This window comes from Enterobacter sp. BNK-8 (genome assembly GCF_048685095.1).
Classification (GTDB): Bacteria; Pseudomonadota; Gammaproteobacteria; order Enterobacterales; family Enterobacteriaceae; genus Enterobacter; species Enterobacter quasiroggenkampii.
The window spans coordinates 1,998,651-2,015,439 of record NZ_JBLQTN010000001.1 but is presented as its reverse complement, the minus strand read 5'-3'; the positions used below and the strand labels follow the sequence as shown (position 1 = coordinate 2,015,439).

Here is a 16,789-nt window from a genome sequence, read left to right as displayed (position 1 = left end):
ACACGATAATTTTTTACTGTTCACGGAGTACAACATGGTTAACCTCTTCAGGGGATTCGTCTTCCTGTGGCTGTCCTGCATCGGCATTGTCCATGCGGCAGACACCGGCTGGCTGGTCTCCCCACAAAACGATCACGCCCGCATCCGCTTTCAGGCGGAGAGGGAACAAACGCATGTTAAAGGCCTGCTCACCGTTGAGCTAAAGCCCGGCTGGAAAACCTACTGGCGATCGCCGGGCGAGGGCGGCGTGGCGCCGAAAATCAGCTGGCCGGAAGACGTAACGGACAGCTGGTCCTGGCCGGTGCCGTCGCGCTTTGATATCTCCGGCATGACCACGCAGGGCTATCACGATAAGGTGACGATCCCGATTACGCTCGACGGAGCGAAGGGCGACACGCTCGACGGGACGCTGACGCTCTCTACGTGCAGCAACGTCTGCCTGCTGACGGACTACCCGCTGCACCTCGATTTTACCCAACCGGTGGATGAGGGCTTCCGTAGCGCCTTCGGGCAAGCGATGCGCGCCGTGCCGGGCACGTCTGGCGTATCCAAGGATCTCTCTGCCTGGCTCTCTGGCGACAAGCTGGTGATTACCGGCACGACGGACGGGACGTGGGACAATCCGGGGATCTACTTTGACCCGCTGGAGGGTGACATTCTGCCCGGCGAGCCGGTCATTAAACATGACGGCACTACGCTTCGGGTGACGGTACCCGTGACCGACGAATGGGGCGATAAACCCGCTTCGCTGGCAGGCAAAAGGCTGTCGTTTGTGCTGACCAACGGCGATCGGGCGCAGCAAACCACCATGACCGTTGGGACAACGCCCGAAGAGACCTCCGTACCGGACGGGACGGGAAAAATGGTGCTCTTTGCCCTGCTGGGCGGGCTGATCCTGAACCTGATGCCCTGCGTGCTGCCGGTGATGGGCATGAAGCTTAACAGCATCTTACTGGCGGGATCGAACAGCCGCGCCATCAGGCTGCGCTTTCTGGCCACCAGCGCCGGGATCCTCACCTCCTTTATGCTGCTGGCCGGGATGGTCACCGCGCTGAAGCTGGCCGGAGCGTCGCTGGGGTGGGGTATTCAGTTCCAGAACCCGTGGTTTATCGGCCTGATGGTCGCCGTGACCTTCCTGTTTGCGCTGAACCTGTTTGGGACGTTTGAGATGCTGCTGCCTTCTTCTGCCGCAGGACGGCTGGCGACGGCAGGGGGATCGGGGATCGGCGGCAGCTTCTGCGAAGGAATGTTCGCCACCCTGCTGGCGACGCCGTGCTCCGCACCGTTCCTCGGTACCGCGGTCGCTTTTGCCCTTGGCGCGCCGCTGCACGCCCTGTGGCTGATCTTCCTGATGCTCGGCGTGGGCATGAGTCTGCCGTGGCTGTTCGTTGCCCTGGTACCGAAAACGGCCATGCTGCTGCCGAAACCCGGCCGCTGGATGAACACGCTCAGGGTCATCCTCGGCATGATGATGCTGGCCTCCAGCCTCTGGCTGGCAACGCTGTTGAGCGTGCATCTGGGCGAGGCGGTCAGCCAGATCGTGATGCTGGCGCTGACTGCCTCTGCGCAGGTGCTGTTCGCGCTGAAGGGGCAAAAATCCTCGCCCTTGTTCTGGCTGGTAGTCATCACGCTGTCGGCGTTCGGCGGGTATCAGCTGCGCGGTCTGCTTAACGCGCCGCCTGACGCTCCGGCACAAAACGTTGCGCAGACTATCCCGTGGCAGCCGCTCAGTGAAGAGGCTATCGAGAATGCGCTGGCGCAGGGGAAGCGAGTGTTTGTGGATATCTCGGCGGACTGGTGCGTGACCTGCAAAGTTAACGAGCACCGCGTACTCAGTCAGCCGGACGTGATTGCCGCGCTGCGCCAGCCGGACGTGGTGGCCCTGCGCGGAGACTGGAGCCAGCCGTCCGCGTTTATCGCGGATTTTCTGGCGAAGCGAAACCGTTACGCCATTCCGTTTAACGCGGTGTATGGCCCCGGCTTGCCTGATGGCGAGATCCTCTCGCCGCTGCTGGACAAACGCACCCTGGTCACCACCCTGAACAATGCAAAAGGCTAACTGTGTCATGAAAAAATTCTTTATTACGCTTCTGCTCCTGCTGGCCCCGCTTCAGGTATTCGCCGCCCAGCCGCTGACGCCGGACCAGGAGCAGCGCGCGCAGAAGATGATCGCTGATTTCCTGTTTAACGATCCAAACTCCCCGCGCATCGGCGCGAAAAACCCAAAGCTCACCCTGGTGGTGTTTACCGATTACAACTGCCCATACTGTAAAAAATTCGATCCGTACCTGGAGAAGATTGTCGAAAAACATCCGGACGTGGCGGTGGTCTTTAAGTTTTTACCTTTCCGCTCGGAAAGTTCGCTGACCGCCGCACGAGACGCGTTAACCGTCTGGCGTGCGCATCCTGAGCAGTTTATGAAGCTGAACCACACCCTGATGGCGAAAAAGGGGTACCACGATGACGCCAGCATTCAGGAGGCGCAAAAGCGGGCGGGCGTGAGCGTGACGACGCCGGACGAGGAGAGTTTTCTGACGATCAGGCGCAGCCTCATCGTCGCGGAAAAAATGGGGATCCAGGGCACGCCCGCCACGCTTATCGGCGAGGGGCTGCTTCCCGGCTGGGTACCGTTCGAACAATTCGACGAAATGGTCAGTGAAGCACTGAAAAACCGCTAACCTGAAGGGGGCGAAATGCCCCCGACAAACCGGAGAGGGAAATGAAAAAATTACTGTTACTTTCGGCGCTGGCGACGTCAGGGCTGGTACAGGCGGCTGAAGCCATACCGGATGTGGTGAAGCACTTCAGCGAGCAGCAGAACATCAAAATCATCAAGAAGCTGGATGCGCCGGGCGGGGCGCCAGCCTGGCTGGGGCAGTATCAGGATATGGGCGTCACGCTCTTTCTTACGCCGGACGGCAAGCACGTGATCTCAGGTTATCTTTATGATGAAAAAGGGAAGAACCTCAGCGAGGGCTATTTCCAGAAAGAGATCTACGCCCCAATGGGACGTGAAATGTGGAAGAACCTCAATGCGGCGCATCCCCTGAAAGAAGGGGCGGATAACGCCCCGCGTAAGGTCTTTGTCTTTGCCGATCCGTTCTGTCCGTACTGCAAGCAGTTCTGGGCCGAAGCGCAGCCGTGGGTCAAGGCCGGTAAGGTTCAGCTCAATACGCTGCTGGTGGCATTCCTCAACCCTAACAGCGGACGCAACGCCGCCGCCATTCTGAATGCGAAAGATCCGGTTTCGGCCTGGCGCGAATACGAGCTTTCGGGTGGCAAAAAACTGCCCAAGCCTGAAGGCGAGGCTTCTCGGGAAACGGTAGCGATACTGCAGAAGCACCAGGCGCTGATGGACAGCCTGGGCGCTAACGCCACGCCGGCTATTTATTATCTGAATGCGGAAAATGAGCTGCAGCAGGTGGTGGGGATGCCGGATGCGCAGCAGCTCGAGGCGATGTTCGGGCCGAAGCCGTAAAAAAACAGGCAGAAACGGGCGTTTCTGCCTGATCGTTACTTAGCTACCCCAGCGTCCACGGAGGTAGTTTACCGCCTGCTGGGTCTGCGGCTGGTTCAGGTAATCTTCCCGGAACAGGATGGTGCCGTTGACGTTGGGCAGCGAATCGTTGAGATCGAGCTGCTTTTTCAACTCCGGCACGCCGCCCTGAACCGTCCAGTCCGGCTCGTTTCTCGACGGCTCGCCTACCTTGTAGAACGCAATGCCGATATACAGGCGCGTGTGGGTCGGCTTCACGACGTCGGCCCACCATCTGGTCAGCACGTCGTAGCGCGCGGCATCACGCGCGAAGGGCCAGTAAATCTGCGGCGCGATGTAGTCCAGCAGGCCCTGCTGCACCCACTGACGCGTATCGGCGAAGGATTCATCATAGGCCGCGGCGCCCCTTGTGTCGGAGCCTGCCGGGTCAAAGGAGCGGTTACGCCATACCCCCGCCGGGCTGACGCCAAACTCAACGTCGGGCTTTGTCTGCTTGATTGCGCGGGAGACCTGGACGATCAGTTGCTGCGTGTTGTGCCTTCGCCAGTCGGCTTTTGAGGCAAATCCCTGGCCGTACTGCCGCCAGGTCTGTGAATCATTCAGCGCGGAGCCCGGCGATTCGGCATAGAAGTAATCATCAAACTGCACGCCGTCTACCGGGTAGTTCGCCACCACTTCGGTCACCACTTTGGTTATCCAGTCCCGCACCTCGGGAATGCCCGGGTCGAGCACAAAGCGGTCGCCTGAGATGCGCACCCACTCCGGATGCTGGACATAGACGCTGGACGGGGTCTGATAGGCGGTCCGGTTCAGGGCGGCGATGGTGGACGGTTTGGTGTTGGTCGATACGCGATAGGGGTTAAACCAGGCATGGACCTTCATGCCGCGCTTGTGCGCTTCATCAAGCATAAACTGCAGCGGATCGTACCCCGGATATTCCCCGATGTTGCCGGTCAGCATATCCGACCACGGGAGAATCTTTGATGACCAGAGCGCCGTGCTGTCCGGCTTCACCTGGAAAAAGACCGTGTTGATGCCGAGTTGCTTAAGGTTGTCGAGCTTTGCGATCAGCGCCTGCTTTTGCATCGCGATGCGCTGGTCCGCGCTGCGGCCATTCACCGAGGCCACCGGGGGCCAGTCGAGACGCGAGACGGTCGCCAGCCAGATGCCGCGCATCGGCTGGTTTGCCTGCGGCGTCGGTTTGCTGACGGTGGGGAGAGGGGTAACCAGCGATTTCGGTGGTTTTGAGGAGCAACTCACAAGTAAAAGCGCGCAGGCAGCCAGCGCACCGATCCGTTTTACGTGTCGCGTCATTTGCGTATTAGCTCTTGATAATCCGACTGTTGGCCCAGGGATTAAAGGCGGGCGCCGCCTGCTCTGTATTTCCCTCATCGTTGAGAGAGTCCAGATACAGGGCTTCCACTTCCGCGCGCGCCCATGGGGTGCGGCGCAGAAATTTCAGGCTCGATTTAACGCTGGGGTCTTTTCTGAAACAGTTAATTTTGATGCGGTCGCCCAACTCGCTCCAGCCATATTTCGCCACCAGGGCGTTGACCATCATCTCCAGCGTTACGCCATGCAAAGGATCTTTGGAAATATGTGCAGTCATAGGCGTCCGGATGTCTCGATTTTTAGGGGATTGGGGTAAACGCTGAAAGGGTACAAGAAAGCAGGGGAAGCGGCAATTTTCCTTTTCCCCTCGCTCACTTTATGACGGACTCCGTGCGCTGATTTTCGCCGACAATTTTTCCCGCACTGTTTTTTATCGTAAACCGAATCGACACGTCATCCTGGCCCGCGGGCGTAGCCGTCAGCGTTTTAATCATCGTTCCTGAGTCTGCTGCGATCGTCATCGTCGTCGTGCCTTTTGCCAGCACCTTATCGCACTGGGTGATGCGCCAGCTCAGACGGCATTCGCGGCACGGTTTCCAGGTGTCGTTGATGGCCCACAGACGCACGGTCGCCACCGCCCCGGATTGCCACTGCGCGGTGACCGGCTCAATGGACGGCAGAACAGGCTGGTACGCACGTTGTAACGCGTAAAACCCGGCCTTAGGCTTACGCAGGTAGTCCACCACGCCCCAGTTGATGGAGGGCCAGGTTTCCACGAACATGAAGTGGAACAGGGCCGTCACCGGCTGGTAGCGCTGTCGGCGATAGCTTTCTGCCGCCGTGGCCACCAGCTGCGACTGATACGCCTGAGTATTGCGAATCATCGCCTGAATGTTCTTCCCGCGCGGAATACCGGCAAACTTAAAGGTCTGGAAGGGCTGAAAATTATGGTATTTCCAGACGGTCCAGCCGGGATCGTCAGCGGCGGTCGTTTTTGGCCAGAGCGACGCAGCCGGGATGATGGTTTTTAGCGTCGATAAGCGGGGAAGCGCCTGCGCGCCGAACTCGGTAATGATCCCCGTTTTGGCCGGTGCAAGCAGGTCGCGCACGGTACCGAAGTACCAGCCCGCCCAGTAATGCTCCTCGACGGCGGAAAATCGATGCACGATGCGCGAAGTATCTTCGGCAAGCGTATCCGCTACCTGCTGCGTGAGCGCGCGATTCAGATCTTTATTCCAGTCCGGGAAGCGTTTTTCCATCCACGGCGAATTCCACGGCGGTTCGTTATGCCCGCCCCAGACTATGATGGCGGGGGAATTGCCAAACTGTTCGATCATCTCCCGCGTCTGGCGAACCGCGTTTTTCGTAAAGGCGTCACGGCTGTCGTAGCCCCACTGCAGCGGGACGTCCTGCCAGATCATCATCCCCATCTCATCGGCCACGTCATACAATGCACGTCCGGCAACGTGTCCGTGCACGCGTATGGCGTTGGCGTTCATGGCCTCCACCAGACGAAGATCGCGACGGTATTTTTCTCGCGTCATGGTGCTGAGCCACGGGGAACCGATGTAATTACTGCCCTTAATGAAAAGGCGTTTGTCGTTAATGAGCCAGCCCTTATTGTCGGGCTGTTCGACGATCTTACGCAGCCCGGTGCGGGTGACCGCCGTGTCCATCAGGCCGTTCTCATCCCGCAATGCCACGCGAATGGTATACAGGTGCGGTTTCCCCGTGCCGACGGGCCACCACAGTTTTGCCTTCGGCATGGGCAGCGTCACCTGCACGGAATGGGCGCCGCTTTCGAGGGTAACCGGAAAATCAGCCTGGAAGCGCTTGCCACTGAAATTGGCGGGCGTAGCGGTGAGCCGTACGGTCGCCGGGCCCGGATCGAGCGCGCGATAGCGAATCTCCGCCTTTAACGCCGGGCGAGTCAGCCCCTGCGTCCAGTCGGGCCGCAGGATGGTCTCATCAAGGGTAGCGCCCCGGCTAAGATGAAGCCTGACCGGTGCCCAGATGCCGCCTGAGTTAGCGTCCTGTCCTTGCGGCGACCAGGCCCCACCGGGACGCGTGTCATGTTGGTTAAGGATCCCCTTCATGAGCGTTTTATGCAGCGGCCAGACCTTAGTGGGATCTTCGTAAGGGCTGTCGACCCTGACCTCGAGCTGGTTGTGACGTTGTAACGCTGAACGGGCATCCAGCGAAAAGCGCTGAAAATAGCCCTCATGCTTGCCCAGTGGCTGGCCGTTCAGCGTCACCTCTGCAAGATAATCGACGCCGTCAAACACCAGGGTACTCATTACGTCGGGGGGCTGCACGGGTAGGGAAAACGCGTGCTTATACCACAGCGCGCCCTGGTGATCGTACCCGGCGCTGTACCAGTTGGCAGGAACCTGAAGCGGGCGCCAGCCAGATGCGGCAGGATGTGCGCTGTCATTGGCATCCTGAACCTGCCATTCTCCTGCCAGAGACCAGCTGACCGGCACGGAGTTCGCCACCGTGTGGGTGGTCAACAGGGCAAAGAGCAGCGCGCAGTTGCGAGTCATCATGCGTTTACCCCGCGTGCGGTGAGCCACGCCATCAGGCGCAGCGATTCCTGGCGAAGGTTGTCATTCAGGGCCGCAAGCTGTTGCCCATCCAGCGCATGCGCGTCGCTTTCCAGCACCTGCAGCTGCTGTGCGAGCGTGCTGAAGTCCAGGGTGACGGCTTCTCCGCGCAGCTTGTGGGCCGCGCGGCGCAGCGCCTCGCGGTCGTTGCTGTCGATCGCCTGGGTAATGGTTTTGATTGCTTCATTTAGCCCTTCGCCAAACAGGGCCAGCAGCTCCTGCACCAGGGCGGGATCGTCAGCGCACTGCTTCAGCAGGCGTGCTTCATCCGGAAAGTCGGAGAAATCTTCATGGCGCTGGAGTACGCGAGCAATCTCCTCAGCGAGACGCTCCTGGCTGATGGGTTTGGGAATGTAGCCGTCGAAACCCATGTTAAGACAGCGCTCTTTGTCCCCTTGCATAGCGTGTGCGGTCATGGCGACGGTGGGCTGAGCCGGGCCGGGGCGGGACCGTTCTTCTTCACGCAGCAGACGAATGGCGGTTTCACCGTCCATCTCTGGCATCTGAAGGTCGATCAGCAAAACGTCCCACATATCCTCGCGCCAGCGTTCCAGCAGCGCGACGCCATTATCGACGATCTGACAGGTGTGTCCGAGCCGCTCGAGCAGGCGCGCGGCGACCTTCTGGTTGACCAGATTATCTTCAGCCAGCAGGATCCGCAGTCCCGTAGCCCCTGGCGAGGAGACAGGCGCGGGGGGGCTTTCACCCACGGGCGCCGGCGAACGTTCAAACGCGGCGGCAATCGCCTGATGTAATTCATCCTGGGCGATAGGCTTATGCAGATAGGTCTTGATCCCGATCCGCTTCAGCATATTGATATCAAAATGTCGGCTCATGGAGCTCAGCATAATGATATGGCTCTCAGCAACCTGCGGCAGAACTGAAAGCTCAAGGGCCAGCGACACGCCGTCCATATCCGGCATCTGCGCGTCCAGCAGGATCAGCGGCCAAGCCGTTCCCGTTTTAACCCGATTGATGGCCTCGCTGGCGTTGTTAACGCAGGTGGGTTTCAGCCCCATCTGGCTGAGCATCGCTGCCAGCAGCCGTAGGTTGGTCGCGTTATCATCAACTACCAGCACGGGTTCCCCGTTAAAGCGCTGGCTATGTGGGCGCTCTCCGGGCGCAAGGGTCTGCGCCGCCAGCGGCAGCGAGAACGAAAATTCGCTGCCTTTTCCCGGCTCGCTGGAGACCGTTAATTCGCCCCCCATGGCCGCAACCAGTCTTGCCGAGATGGTTAGCCCGAGCCCCGTACCGCCGTAGCGGCGGGTGGTTGAGTTGTCCGCCTGGCTGAAGGCTTCAAAAATAGCCTTCTGCTTATCTGCCGGTATGCCAATGCCGCTGTCGCGCACGCGAAAACGCCATCTGTCCGCGCTATCGTCGGGCTCAACAATCAGGATCACTTCTCCCTGATGGGTAAACTTCAGCGCGTTACCCAGCAGATTGGTCAGGATCTGGCGCAGACGCGCGCCGTCGACCAGCAGCACGTCGGGGACGCCGGGCGCAATATCAACCAGCAGCTCAATGCCTTTTTCGCTCGCCCCCGGCATGTGTGGGCGAATAAGCGACTGAATAAAGGGGCGCACAGGCACGGGGTCCGCCTCCAGCTCCACTTTGCCGGCTTCAATTCGGGAAAAATCGAGAATGTCGTTGATGATATGCAGCAGAGACTGGGCAGAGCTCATCACCAGGGTCAGATAATCGCGCTGATCGGCACTGAGAGACGTATCCAGGCACAGCTGGGTCATGCCAATAATGCCGTTCATAGGGGTGCGAATTTCATGGCTCATATTCGCCAGGAACGCGCTTTTCGCCTCATTGGCTTTTTGTGCCTCAATGGCCGAGGCGAACGCCTGAATTTCAGCCTCTTTGCGCCGCGTAATATCCTGCAGCGTGCCAATCACGCGCTCGGCGTTTCCCTCAATTGAGAGGGTGACCACCTGGCCGGAGAGCAGCATCCAGCGCAGTCCTTCGGTAGGGTGATGCACGCGAATTTCACATTCAAAGACCGGACGGTGATCCTGCTTCGAAGCGTGCAGCGCCTTGCGTAGCGCTGCGCGATCGTCCTCGTGGACCTGATTGAGGAGAAAACGCACCGGATATCGCCACTGTGTGCGCGACTGGCCCAGCATGGCAAGCAGAGTGTCGTTCACCTGGAGCGTGTCGCCAGAAACCTGCCAGTCCCAGATCCCGATATGGATGGATTCCGCCGTCAGCAGAAAGTCGTCATGCAGCTGATGGCGCGCGCGCTGCGCTTCATCCAGCTCCGTGATATCGCTGTGCAGGCTGACAATGCCGCCGTCCGCAAGCCGCTGGTGCTGGACGAAGATCCGCCGCTGGCCCGCCTGCCGCACTTCGCAATGTTTATCCTGCCGACAGTTGCGCACGATCGACTCGCGCAGCGTCTGGCGCAGGCCGGGGTCGACATTGTAAACGGCATCGATAAAGCGTTCCGCCAGCGCCTCAAGTGTTGTCCCCACCTTCAGCCACGGGGTTATGACCGGATAAAACAGAGCCACGTTGTGATTCCAGGCCTGAAGGCGTTCCTCGCGGTCATAAATCATGACGGCAGCCGGCAGTGCGTTAAGATCGTACGTGAACGAACTCATCGTGATCCTCCCTACGCGCGGTAGTGCAGTTCTGCCTGTCGGCGCAGGTATTCCAGCCCGGGCGCGATCGCCATGGCCCAGGCCGTCAGGATCTCATCGTCGCACTGCGGATCGCGCTCGCTCACCGCGTTCAACATCGCTTCGCGCCACAGGGCAAAGAATCGCGGGGGGAGGTGGAGGCCGTCGTCGCTTTGCTCCCGCGCCAGGCGCTCGAGGAAATCAGGGACAATCAGGGCGCCGTCCACCGCAAGCATGGCGAAGAAACTTTTAAACAGGGTCTGCTGACCTTCACGATCCGGAAGACGAGAAAAATGCGCTTCAGTTTCGGGTGACATATGGACGAAGGCGTCATAGAACGTCTGAAAAAACGCGGTTTTTTCATTATTCGGAAAGACGCGGTTCAGGCTGGATTCAAACAGATCGCGATAAAACTTCACGGCGTCCTCCTTATGGTGCTTTCGCCCGGCAGACAGTGGCCGACAGGCGTGTATTCCTCTGCCAGACGGCGTGAAAAATAGCTCTCTTTCTTCGACCGACGCACATCAAACAGCGGCCCGGCGTTGTGTTTAAAGAAAAGGGCTTCCAGAACCGTGGCATTGGTTGAGAGGGTTAAGGCAGCGTTGGTATCGCCCGTGGCTTCCTGACGGCCTTCGTACCAGCCTTTCTGCGGATCGTTAAGGTGTTTTGTGACCGTCATCAGCACGTCGGTGTACGGAGTGTCCCAAAGAGCCCACAGGGCAAAAACCGCCTTGGTCGATACCTGCGCGAAACGGGTGTAGTCCCGGCCATCGTCGCCGACCGAGTTCCAGGCATAGCCATTTCCCCAGACGGTATCCTGGATATGCCAGGGCGCCTGAGAGAGCGAGAAATCTGCTCTGGCCGTCAGGGTCTTATCGGTCTCCCAGCGGCTCTTCTGGCTCAGCCACACGTTTTCGGCCTGCTTGCGCAGTCGCTGTTGCCGATCGGCCGCAACGCCTTCGGGCTCCCAGCCAAACTCCAGACCCGGCAGCATATAGGGAAGGGTGGTAATCAGGGAGGGCTGCCACGTGGTGCGCGGATCCCGGGCATCAACGGCCAGACGCCGCTGGGCGATGATGACGTGGTGCGCCGGGGGCGTAAACGCTTTCTCCGGGGAAAACCCCCATAGCTGAAACGCCGTTGCGGCATACTCGCTCTCGCCCAGGCGCAGCTCCTCGCGCACCACCGGCTGGCCGTTTTGCAGGGAAGATGACCACAGTTCGCCTTCGCCGTCGATGACCGGGCAGAAATTCCAGCGCAGGATGATTTTATCGAGGTATTCGCTGTACTGCGGTTCCCGCTCTGCGGTAAGGCGCAGGGCGAGCATCAGACGCGCCATATCGCGCGCGGACCAGCCGTTTTTGCTGGGCTTGCCGCTAAAGTCGACGGGCGTCGCCGTCTGGCTGGAATAGAGTCGGCCCGGCGTCCGGGCATCGGTCAGCATCAGGCGGTTAAGGGTGCCCATGATACGGGTTAAGCGAGCGTCATACTCGGCATCATCAATTAGCCCCAGCTCTTTTGCCGCCAGCAGGGCGATAAGCGTATCGCCCATTTGCCAGAGCGTGACGCGAGGCTGTTTGTCGCTCCCGTTGACCAGGCCCGTTTGCGGCTGGGTATTATTGACGAAATAGCGCCAGGCGATCGCCGCCCACGTCTGCTCCTCCGGCGTCAGGGCGGCAATACGCGCACTGGAGTGCCAGCCGCCGTGGATGAGCCAGCGCCAGCCTGCGCCCTGATGGCCAAACAGGGCAAAGACGATCGCGCCTGCGAGGAGTAATCCCGCGAGCCCTCTGGCTAAGGTTTTAAGCATTGCGCAGTCACCGGAGGCAGTTTAACGGGCTCGTCCGCGCTGCATGACGCGCACTGACAGGCCTGACAGGCGGGTTTGGTACGCTGCGTGACGCCGGTCCGGTCGCACCAGCTTTTTACGGCCGGTGTGCTGGTCAGGAACGGGCGACTGCGCAGCGCGTTGTTCTCTTCAAACTGATCGAGCAGCTTTTGATCCCACAGCGACGGCGCAAAATCCTTGCTCTTCGGGTTGTCGGTGTTGAAGGCCAGCAGTTTTCCCTCTTTTTTGAACAACAGGGCCTCCAGCATGATGCCGTTATTGTTCGCGGTGAACTCTTTGATCGGGCCGTCACCGTTTTCATACAGCCCTTCGTAGTAGCCTTTTCCCTCTTCGTTGGCATTCTCAATGGTATTCAGCAGGCGGTCGGTATAAGGGGAGTTCCACAGCACCCACATGCCCAGCGCCGCCTTCAGCGAAATCGCGGCAGCGTTAGGGACGAACTGGCCCTTATCGGTAATGGTGTTCCAGTTGTATCCGTCGCTGAAGACGGTGTCATAGACGAAGTAAGGCGCCTTATCGAGCTGGTGCTCGGAGCGCGCGGTCAGAACGCCGGTAATGGTATAGCGGTTCTCCTGAGCCTGATAAACGCGGTCAGCAAAGTTTTTCATCCACGTCAGGGAGTAGTCGCGCGGGGCGTTATCCCGGTCGGTCGGTTTATCAAAGCCGAACTCCAGCCCATAGAGCAGGTAGGATTCCGTCACCACGTAGTTATGCTGCGACGTGTTGCGCGGATCGCGCGTATCGTACGGGACCAGCACGCAGTAGATTTCGGCCAGCTCGTAAGGCTGCGGACGGCTGGCTTTACAGGTATTAAACCCCCACAGCTGGAAACCGGCCGCGCCGTACTCTTCATAGCCCAGTCGACCTTCCTGAACATATTTCGGCTGGCCGTTCTCCAGATAGGCCCCATACAGCGTGCCGCAGGGGTCGATCGCATGGCTGAAATCCCAGCCGAGCACCACGTTATCAATACTGTTGCCGTATTCCGGGTAACGTTCTTTGATGATTTTCAGCCAGACCAGCATTCGCCCGATATCCAGCGCCGAGAAGCCAATTTCGCCGGGCTTGTTGGTGTAGTCCACCTTCTGGCCGCTGATGGTGTTATAGGCCTTGTTGGGCAGCTCGTTGCGGAACAGTACCAGGGTGTTTAACGTGGCGAGAAACTTCAGCATCCGGCGGTCAAATTCCGCTTTATCAATGATCCCCAGCTCGCGCGCCGCCGTCAGGGCGGCCAGATAGGAGGCGCTGTCCCACATGGTGGTGGAGGGATATTTGTTGACCGCATTCACCAGGCCCGTCGTGGGCTGATAGTTGGTGACGAAATACTGCCAGGCGTTTTTCGCGATGGTCATCTCCCGGGCGGTCAGCTCGCCGCTGCGCGGGGAGTAACCTGATGCAGGCAGCTCGGTATCCGCACGCACGGTCGATAAGGCCAGCCAGCAGATCGTTATTCCCGTGAGCAGTTGGAAAAGGATCGGGGATCGTGGCTTCATGGCGTTGCTCCTGCTGAGGGGGAAGTGTAGAGGCAGGCCAGACAGAGCATCTGACCATGCGCGATGTAAGACAGACTTTCCAGCACAATGGCATTGGTATCGGCGTCCACGACGGCATTGACGCTGTTGTTGAGATTTAACCCGCGCTGCCAGCCTTTACCAGGCACCTGAAGGGCCAGAACCTGCTGGCGCAGCGCTTCGCTCCAGCTGTTGCGGAACAGGGCATACCAGGCAAACGCGGTGCGGGTGGAGGTAATCGCCACTTTCTCCGGGACCTCGTCGCGCAGGTTACGCGCCTGAACCGGCTGCCTGTCAGGCAGATCGTTGACGTAATCCGGCGCCGGTTCGGCATAATCCGTGCTGACCGGCGGTTTTGGGCTGCGCAGGCTATGGCGCCGCTGCTGGATCTGCATAATCCGCCACGCGATTTCAGCGCTCTGCGCATCAAAGCCCAGCTCAAGACCGGTTAACAGATAGGGGAGACTGATCAGGGAGGTTTGCTTGCCCCAGGGCGTGCGTAGTCCCTCATCGGGCACCATCACGCCATCCAGATCGATCATCTTTTGCCCTTCAGGCGGGTTGGTCACCGCGAGGCCTGCCGCGCTGTCAATCAGGCGCAGCGTATGGCTGGCATAGAGACGGTAGCCAAAGCTGTCCCGCTGTTCGTCATCAGTCAGCGTCCAGTGATGGAGCGGAACGGCCGCCTGACTTTGAACGTTATTTTCAATCAGTGCGCCGGTGTTCCAGAGGCTAAACAGATCGTGGATAGCCGCCGCGTGCTGAGGATAGCGCCACAGGAGGGTCTGAAGCGCCGTCAGCAGGCGGCTCAGCCCAATTGCCGAGGCGTCGGGTTTGCCGAGGATCTTCAGGGTGTCCGCATGGTAATACGCGGCAGGGAGGCCTTGCTTGTTGAGCGGTAACTGCCCCAGCGTGAACAGGGCCGTGCCGACCCTCTCGTCGAATTCATCGGCGGAAATAATATTGAGCTGCTCTGCGGCAGCGGTCGCAAACAGGTAGCTCCCTACGCTCCAGAGGCTCAGCCACGGCTCACCGTCGCTGGCGTTCGCCAGCCCGTTTGGCTGGGTATTATTCACGTAGTATTGCCAGGCGACCCGCGCCCAGATGGCTTCGTCATAGGTCAGCGCGCGTTTCGCAGGCAGCGGCGGGAAGTCTTTACTGAGCGCGATGCCGCCGCTGCTTTCCACGCGCGTGGGCATCTGTTTCTCCACCCAGACCACAATGGCAAAGCCGAGCAGGAAGCCGAGCAAAATGGTGAGGTAGCTGCGCGCGGGCAGCAGGGCATCACGTATCCTCATTGGGTGACCTCATCCTCTTCAGCGGGCGTCCACATGGCCGCGAAAATCAGCGGCAGCATGGCGGCGATGTTCACCCCTCCCCAGAAAATATTGATGACGTAGCCGGAGGGGTCGTCCACCTGTCCACGCGCCACCTGGATACCGCCCCAGATAAGCCCTGCGAGGGTCAGCACTACGATGGCAATCTGCGGCTTCACCAGGTAGAGAAAACGGCCCGTCTGCCGCTCTTTTGGCGTGACGTGAAATTTGATCTGCTCGCCGCGCAGCACCGTATTGAGCGCGCGCAGGTTCATGGAAAAGAAGGAGAGGTAAGAGGCCCTGCCGTCCCAGGCCGAGATCCCCCACGTACCGAACATAAAGGCCAGTTCGGAGAAAATAAAAAACGGAAGAAAATGCAGATAGAACGGCGTCGACCAGGCGGACACCGGCGGAATGCCGGTAAACAGATAGATAATGGGCGAAATCAAAAACACCGTGTTCCACACGCAGGCCATGTACGACCAGAAGGTGGTGGCATACATCAGCGTCTGGGGAAGGGAAAGCCTGAAGCGGCGACGGCTGAAGATGTTGTCATGGAACAAAATATCCAGCGAGCCGGCGGCGTACTTAAAACGCTGGATCATCCAGGTCAGCATATCCTGCGGAGAGAGCATCTTCGACTCAACCCGCGGATGCATAACCGAGCGCCAGCGTCGTGCGGCGTCACCGTGCAGCAGTACCGAGGTGTAAATATCTTCCGAGACGTGGAATTTGTAGGGGGTAAGCTCGGTGTCAAACGCCACGTGCGGACGCATTGCATTCTGCAGCGCGTCCCGGGTTTCGTCATCGCGGATGTCGCGGGTATGGCGATGGATCTCCTCTTCGACGGACCAGACATAGCTTCTCAGCGCGGCCTGCATGACCGCCTCGCGACGGTGAATGGACGCCGCACCGCAGCAGAAAGCCGCGTTCGCCCAGTTGCGCCGCCGCAGGATCACGTCATAGAACATGCGCGGATCGTTAAAAAACGGGTCGCGGCCTATCGTGACCGGGCCAACACACTTTTGTATCAGCCAGCCCAGACCGTAGCCCACTTTTCCGGCTTTTCGCTGGCCCCAGCGCGACAGATTTTCTCCTTCCGGAAGATCGAAGAACCACTGCGGTGTCTGTACCCAGGCCACGTCCGGATCGCGAAAATAACCCAGCGTATGGCTGAGCAGGGTGGGAAATACGCGGGTATCGGCGTCGCAGATAACAATAAAATCGCCGTCGGTTTGCTCAAGGCCGTTGCGAAGGTTGCCGGCCTTAAAGCCGATGTTGGTCTGGCGAGTAATATAGTTAACGCCTTCCTCTTCACAGACGGCTTTCATCTCCGGGCGGCGGCCGTCATCAAGCACGTGGATGCGGTAGTCAATCGGGAACGGGTACGCCATCTTCAGGGCATCGCGAATGGATAGCCTGACCAACTCGGTATCTTCCGAGTAGGTGGCAATGAACAAATCCACTTTTACAGGACGAGGTTCTACGGCCTCCTCAGGCGACAGACATTCGTTAATTTCGCCGGGCGGCGGACTCTGAGGAGGATCCTGTTCTTTCCACAAATTGATGGTAAACAGCACGGTGCCAATCCACGCCAGGGTTTCGGCGAGGACCAGCGGAATGGCATACCATAATGCGTCAGTATTCAGGGAGGCGGTCCAGCGCCAGTAAATATAATTGGCACCAAGAATAAGCGCCGCGATCGCTAACACCTGCCAGGTCATCATCACCCAACGCGGTGTTGTTAACGGCTCCGGAGGACGACGATGTTCAAAACGGGAAAAATAAAAATCCATAGTTCCGGCGTTCCTGATTCCGTGAAAATGCAGACCCATTCTGCTGCGCAGACAGTTGCCCAAAAGCGAGATAAAATAGCGATTAAACAAGATTTAAGATAAGTGTAGAACGCCGAATAAAAGTGTCCAGCCACGTTTTTATTAATATTTAGCGGTGGTTAATTCAGCTTAAATTCTGCTTAATGATGTTTCATCGGCCGTCGATAAATTGCGGTTACTATTCCTTTAGGCTATCTACTTTATTTAGACCTTAATTTTCGTT

General features: G+C 59.0%; 12 protein-coding genes. 3 read left to right on the top strand and 9 right to left on the bottom strand.

The window, feature by feature from the left end; translation table 11 throughout:
* The first annotated feature begins 34 nt into the window (after positions 1 to 34).
* From ACMGGU_RS09695 to dsbG, 3 genes are read left to right on the top strand one after another with little or no spacing between them, the layout of a single operon-like run.
* On the top strand, positions 35 to 2,059 hold the full coding sequence (locus ACMGGU_RS09695; protein ID WP_420300488.1) for a protein-disulfide reductase DsbD family protein: 2,025 nt from the start codon (positions 35 to 37) through the stop codon (positions 2,057 to 2,059).
* A 7-nt stretch (positions 2,060 to 2,066) separates the two neighbouring features.
* Complete coding sequence (locus ACMGGU_RS09690; RefSeq protein WP_063621701.1) at positions 2,067 to 2,678, top strand: DsbA family protein; 612 nt, start codon at positions 2,067 to 2,069, stop codon at positions 2,676 to 2,678.
* 41 nt (positions 2,679 to 2,719) lie between these two features.
* Entirely contained in the window at positions 2,720 to 3,478 is a 759-nt protein-coding gene (gene dsbG / locus ACMGGU_RS09685; RefSeq protein WP_277717691.1) for a thiol:disulfide interchange protein DsbG, read from the top strand.
* Positions 3,479 to 3,517: 39 nt separating this feature from the next.
* On the opposite strand, the gene ACMGGU_RS09680 is transcribed toward dsbG, so the two are convergent.
* From ACMGGU_RS09680 to ACMGGU_RS09640, 9 genes are all read right to left on the bottom strand, one after another.
* The gene (locus ACMGGU_RS09680) at positions 3,518 to 4,810 is read right to left on the bottom strand and encodes a glycoside hydrolase family 10 protein (RefSeq protein WP_196364540.1); all 1,293 of its coding nucleotides are present in this window, start codon (positions 4,808 to 4,810) and stop codon (positions 3,518 to 3,520) included.
* A gap of 7 nt (positions 4,811 to 4,817) precedes the next feature.
* Positions 4,818 to 5,105 carry a VF530 family DNA-binding protein gene (locus tag ACMGGU_RS09675; RefSeq protein WP_032647326.1) on the bottom strand — a complete coding sequence of 96 codons (288 nt, stop codon included), beginning with the start codon at positions 5,103 to 5,105 and terminating at the stop codon, positions 4,818 to 4,820.
* Between the two features lie 94 nt (positions 5,106 to 5,199).
* Positions 5,200 to 7,371, bottom strand: coding sequence for a glycosyl hydrolase 2 galactose-binding domain-containing protein (locus ACMGGU_RS09670; protein WP_420300968.1), 2,172 nt, complete (start codon positions 7,369 to 7,371; stop codon positions 5,200 to 5,202).
* Positions 7,371 to 10,037: a response regulator gene (locus ACMGGU_RS09665; protein ID WP_420300487.1), complete on the bottom strand. Its 2,667-nt coding sequence runs from the start codon at positions 10,035 to 10,037 to the stop codon at positions 7,371 to 7,373. The genes ACMGGU_RS09670 and ACMGGU_RS09665 overlap by 1 nt, the downstream gene beginning before the upstream one ends.
* Before the next feature lie 11 nt (positions 10,038 to 10,048).
* Positions 10,049 to 10,474, bottom strand: a complete 426-nt coding sequence (locus tag ACMGGU_RS09660; RefSeq protein ID WP_024909518.1) for a globin — start codon at positions 10,472 to 10,474, stop codon at positions 10,049 to 10,051.
* Complete coding sequence (locus ACMGGU_RS09655; protein ID WP_420300486.1) at positions 10,471 to 11,865, bottom strand: DUF3131 domain-containing protein; 1,395 nt, start codon at positions 11,863 to 11,865, stop codon at positions 10,471 to 10,473. The genes ACMGGU_RS09660 and ACMGGU_RS09655 overlap by 4 nt, the downstream gene beginning before the upstream one ends.
* Positions 11,850 to 13,397: a DUF3131 domain-containing protein gene (locus ACMGGU_RS09650; RefSeq protein WP_420300485.1), complete on the bottom strand. Its 1,548-nt coding sequence runs from the start codon at positions 13,395 to 13,397 to the stop codon at positions 11,850 to 11,852. Before ACMGGU_RS09650 ends, ACMGGU_RS09655 begins: the two co-directional genes overlap by 16 nt.
* Complete coding sequence (locus tag ACMGGU_RS09645; protein WP_069719201.1) at positions 13,394 to 14,713, bottom strand: DUF3131 domain-containing protein; 1,320 nt, start codon at positions 14,711 to 14,713, stop codon at positions 13,394 to 13,396. Before ACMGGU_RS09645 ends, ACMGGU_RS09650 begins: the two co-directional genes overlap by 4 nt.
* Positions 14,710 to 16,527 (bottom strand): glycosyltransferase, encoded by a 1,818-nt coding sequence (locus tag ACMGGU_RS09640; RefSeq protein WP_126533851.1) that lies wholly within the window; start codon positions 16,525 to 16,527, stop codon positions 14,710 to 14,712. Before ACMGGU_RS09640 ends, ACMGGU_RS09645 begins: the two co-directional genes overlap by 4 nt.
* Between the last annotated feature and the right edge of the window lie 262 nt (positions 16,528 to 16,789).

Bases quoted from the DNA above. Each gene is read 5' to 3' on its own strand.
- dsbG (WP_277717691.1), top strand. From the start codon at position 2,720: ATGAAAAAATTACTGTTACTTTCGGCGCTGGCGACGTCAGGGCTGGTA.
- ACMGGU_RS09650 (WP_420300485.1), bottom strand. From the start codon at position 13,397: ATGAAGCCACGATCCCCGATCCTTTTCCAACTGCTCACGGGAATAACG.
- ACMGGU_RS09695 (WP_420300488.1), top strand. From the start codon at position 35: ATGGTTAACCTCTTCAGGGGATTCGTCTTCCTGTGGCTGTCCTGCATC.
- ACMGGU_RS09670 (WP_420300968.1), bottom strand. From the start codon at position 7,371: ATGACTCGCAACTGCGCGCTGCTCTTTGCCCTGTTGACCACCCACACG.
- ACMGGU_RS09645 (WP_069719201.1), bottom strand. From the start codon at position 14,713: ATGAGGATACGTGATGCCCTGCTGCCCGCGCGCAGCTACCTCACCATT.
- ACMGGU_RS09655 (WP_420300486.1), bottom strand. From the start codon at position 11,865: ATGCTTAAAACCTTAGCCAGAGGGCTCGCGGGATTACTCCTCGCAGGC.
- ACMGGU_RS09680 (WP_196364540.1), bottom strand. From the start codon at position 4,810: ATGACGCGACACGTAAAACGGATCGGTGCGCTGGCTGCCTGCGCGCTT.
- ACMGGU_RS09690 (WP_063621701.1), top strand. From the start codon at position 2,067: ATGAAAAAATTCTTTATTACGCTTCTGCTCCTGCTGGCCCCGCTTCAG.
- ACMGGU_RS09665 (WP_420300487.1), bottom strand. From the start codon at position 10,037: ATGAGTTCGTTCACGTACGATCTTAACGCACTGCCGGCTGCCGTCATG.
- ACMGGU_RS09675 (WP_032647326.1), bottom strand. From the start codon at position 5,105: ATGACTGCACATATTTCCAAAGATCCTTTGCATGGCGTAACGCTGGAG.
- ACMGGU_RS09640 (WP_126533851.1), bottom strand. From the start codon at position 16,527: ATGGATTTTTATTTTTCCCGTTTTGAACATCGTCGTCCTCCGGAGCCG.